The following is a 2,704-nucleotide window of genomic DNA, read 5'->3' as shown; positions in this document are numbered from 1 at the left end:
CGCGCCCGCCACCCGGACCCAGCCGAACAGCGGCGGACGCGTGGCCCGGTGCTCCGGGCGGGCCGGTCCGGCCATGCCGCGCTCCACCCGGGCCAGCATCCGCTCCCGGTCGGGCTCGTGCGCCCCGGCCGCCTCGTGCAGCCGGGCGCGCAGTTCCTCGTGCACGTCCCGCCGCATCGTCATCGGTTCCTTCCCGTGGCCCCGCCGGGACGTTTCCGCACGCTCCCGGCCGTCTTCCCGCCCGCGGTGGCCGCCACCGCCGCGTGCACCTGGCGCGGTACCTCCCGCGTGCCCAGCAGCCGCTGCAGTTCGGTCATCCCCTTCGAGGTCTGGCTCTTCACCGTACCCACCGAGATGCCCAGCGCCAGCGCGGTGTCCTTCTCCGACAGGTCGAAGGCGTGTCGCAGCACCACGCACGCCCGCTTGCGGAACGGCAGCCGGCGCAGCGCCTCCTGCACGTCCACCACCCCCGGCACGTCGGGGTTCTCGATCCGTTCCTCGCGCGGCGACCAGAACAGCGCGATCCGCCGCCGCTCGCGCACCGCGCTGCGGATCCGGGTCCGGGCCAGATTGGCCACCACGCCCCGGGCGTACGCCGCCGGATGGTCGGCGGCGCGCACCCGGTCCCAGCGGTGCCACATCGCCAGCAGCGCGTCCGCCGCCAGATCGTCGGCGGTGTCCGCCTCACCCGTCAGCAGATGGGCCAGCCGGGACAGTTCGGCGTAGTGGCGCTCGAAGAACGCGTGGAACTCCACGGAGGCGGCGTCGTCGACGACGGTGCCCACGGGCGCTCTCCCCTCACAGCGGCGTCGGGCGCCCGACGGGCACCGGTGACGGTGTGTGTCATGTAGATGACACGTGAAAATCCGGAGTGACCGGCGTGAGTTCCGGAGCGTAGCAGTGATCATTCACGGGCTCGTGCGGAGGGTCGAACGATGTCTGGCCGGTCGGTACCCGAATCCGTACCACGGGCCGCACCCCGGGGGAAGGGGGCGGCCCGCGGCACGGGTGACCCGTCGGCCGGTGGGATCTCAGTCCCGCAGGGCCGCTTCCATCGCCGCCTCGGCGACCGGGGCCGCCAGGCCGTTGCCGCTGACCTCCGAGCGGGCCGCGTCGGACTGCTCCACCACGACCGCCACGGCGACCTCCTGGTCCGAGGAGTCCGACTTGGCGTACGAGGTGAACCAGGCGTACGGGGTCTCGCTGTTGTTCTCGCCGTGCTGCGCGGTGCCCGTCTTGCCGCCCACGGTGGCGCCGGACATCCGCGCGTTCGACCCCGTGCCCTCCTCGACGACCGTCTCCATCGCCGACTGGAGCTGCTCGGCGGTCGAGGCGCTGACGATCCGCTCCGCCCCGGCCCCGTCCTCGTACTCCTCCAGCACGTCGCCGCCGCTGTCGGTGACACGGCTGACCATGTGCGGCGACACCAGCTCCCCGCCGTTGGCTATCGCCGCCGACACCATCGCCATCTGCAGCGGTGTCGCGGTCACGTCGAACTGGCCGATCCCGGTGAGCGCGGTCTGCGACGGCACCATGTCCGAGGGGTACACGCTGGTGTAGGCGCGCACCGGCACGTCCTGCGTCTCGTCGTTGAAGCCGAACTTCTCGGCCATCGCCCGCACCTTGTCCTGGCCCAGGGTGACGGCCGTCTTCGCGAAGACGTTGTTGCAGGAGTACTGCAGCGCGACCCGGAGCGAGGCGTCCTCACAGGGCGCGTCCGGGTTCTCGTTGGTGAGGTCCGTGACCGTGCCCGGCAGCGTGTACGGGTCGGGGCTGTCGGTCTTCTCGTCCACCGACCCGTACAGCCCGTCCTCCAGCGCCGCCGCCGCGACGACCAGCTTGAACGTCGAGCCCGGCGGCAGCGGCCGGCGCAGCGCCCGGTTGGTGAGCGGCTTGTCCGGATCCGCGGTGAGCTCCTTCCACGCCTCGCCCGCGGTGTTGGCGTCGGTCAGCGACGCCGGGTCGTACGACGGGGTCGACACCGCGGCGAGGATCCGGCCGGTCCCCGGGTCGATCGCGACCGCCGCGCCCTTCTTGTCGCCGAGCGCCTCGTACGCCGCCTTCTGCACCGCCGGGTCGATGGTCGTCACCACGTCGCCCGGCTCGGCGCGCCGGTCGGTGACGGTGTCCATCACCGTCTTCAACCGGGGATCCGTGCCGTTGAGCAGGTCCTGGTAGATGCCCTCGAGCTGGGTCGGCGCGTAGGCCTGCGAGGCGTAGCCCGTCACCGCCGCGTACAGCGGGCCGTTCTCGTACGTGCGCTTGTACGCGAGGTCGCCTCCCTTCGTCCGCGCCGAGCCGGTGACCGACTCACCGGCCACGATGATGTTCCCGAGCGGCTCCGCGTACGTCTCGATCGCGTTGCGCCGGTTGTCACTGTCGTCCGCGAGTGCCCGGCCCTCGTAGAACTGCACCCAGGTCGCCCTGATCAGCAGGGCGAGCACCAGGAGCAGGGTGAGGGCGGAGGCACGCCTGATCGTCTTGTTCATTCCGTTCGGACAGACGGACGGGAAGGGCCGGATCGTTCCCTTCCGCCCTGTTTCTCATCGGATGTTCATCGAGCGGCAGTACCGGCCGGGCGGTCAGCGGTCAGTGGTCCAGCGTGAGCACGAGTTCGTCGATCTCCGCACCCCGCGCGGGCGCGTACGCCGTGGCCCGCGCGGAGACCTCGAAGCCGCACCGCTCCAGCACCCGTCGCGACGCC

At 71.9% G+C, this 2,704-nt stretch carries 2 protein-coding genes and 2 pseudogenes; all 4 read right to left on the bottom strand.

Going from position 1 to position 2,704, the window contains the following annotated elements; translation table 11 throughout:
* A pseudogene (locus B7767_RS18450) lies at positions 1–183 on the bottom strand (hypothetical protein); the annotation flags it as partial.
* Positions 180–785: a SigE family RNA polymerase sigma factor gene (locus B7767_RS18445; RefSeq protein ID WP_085573152.1), complete on the bottom strand. Its 606-nt coding sequence runs from the start codon at positions 783–785 to the stop codon at positions 180–182. The pseudogene B7767_RS18450 and the gene B7767_RS18445, both read right to left, overlap by 4 nt.
* 246 nt (positions 786–1,031) lie before the next feature.
* Positions 1,032–2,489: a penicillin-binding protein 2 gene (locus B7767_RS18440; protein ID WP_085573151.1), complete on the bottom strand. Its 1,458-nt coding sequence runs from the start codon at positions 2,487–2,489 to the stop codon at positions 1,032–1,034.
* A 100-nt stretch (positions 2,490–2,589) separates the two neighbouring features.
* A pseudogene (locus B7767_RS48100) lies at positions 2,590–2,704 on the bottom strand (GNAT family N-acetyltransferase); the annotation flags it as partial.

The sequence above is a fragment of the Streptomyces sp. 13-12-16 genome (assembly GCF_002114215.1).
Taxonomy (GTDB): Bacteria; Actinomycetota; Actinomycetes; order Streptomycetales; family Streptomycetaceae; genus Streptomyces.
This window is presented reverse-complemented; position numbering and strand designations above follow the sequence as displayed.

Coding starts and splice junctions, on each gene's coding strand:
- B7767_RS18440 (WP_085573151.1), bottom strand. CDS start 2,489: ATGAACAAGACGATCAGGCGTGCCTCCGCCCTCACCCTGCTCCTGGTG.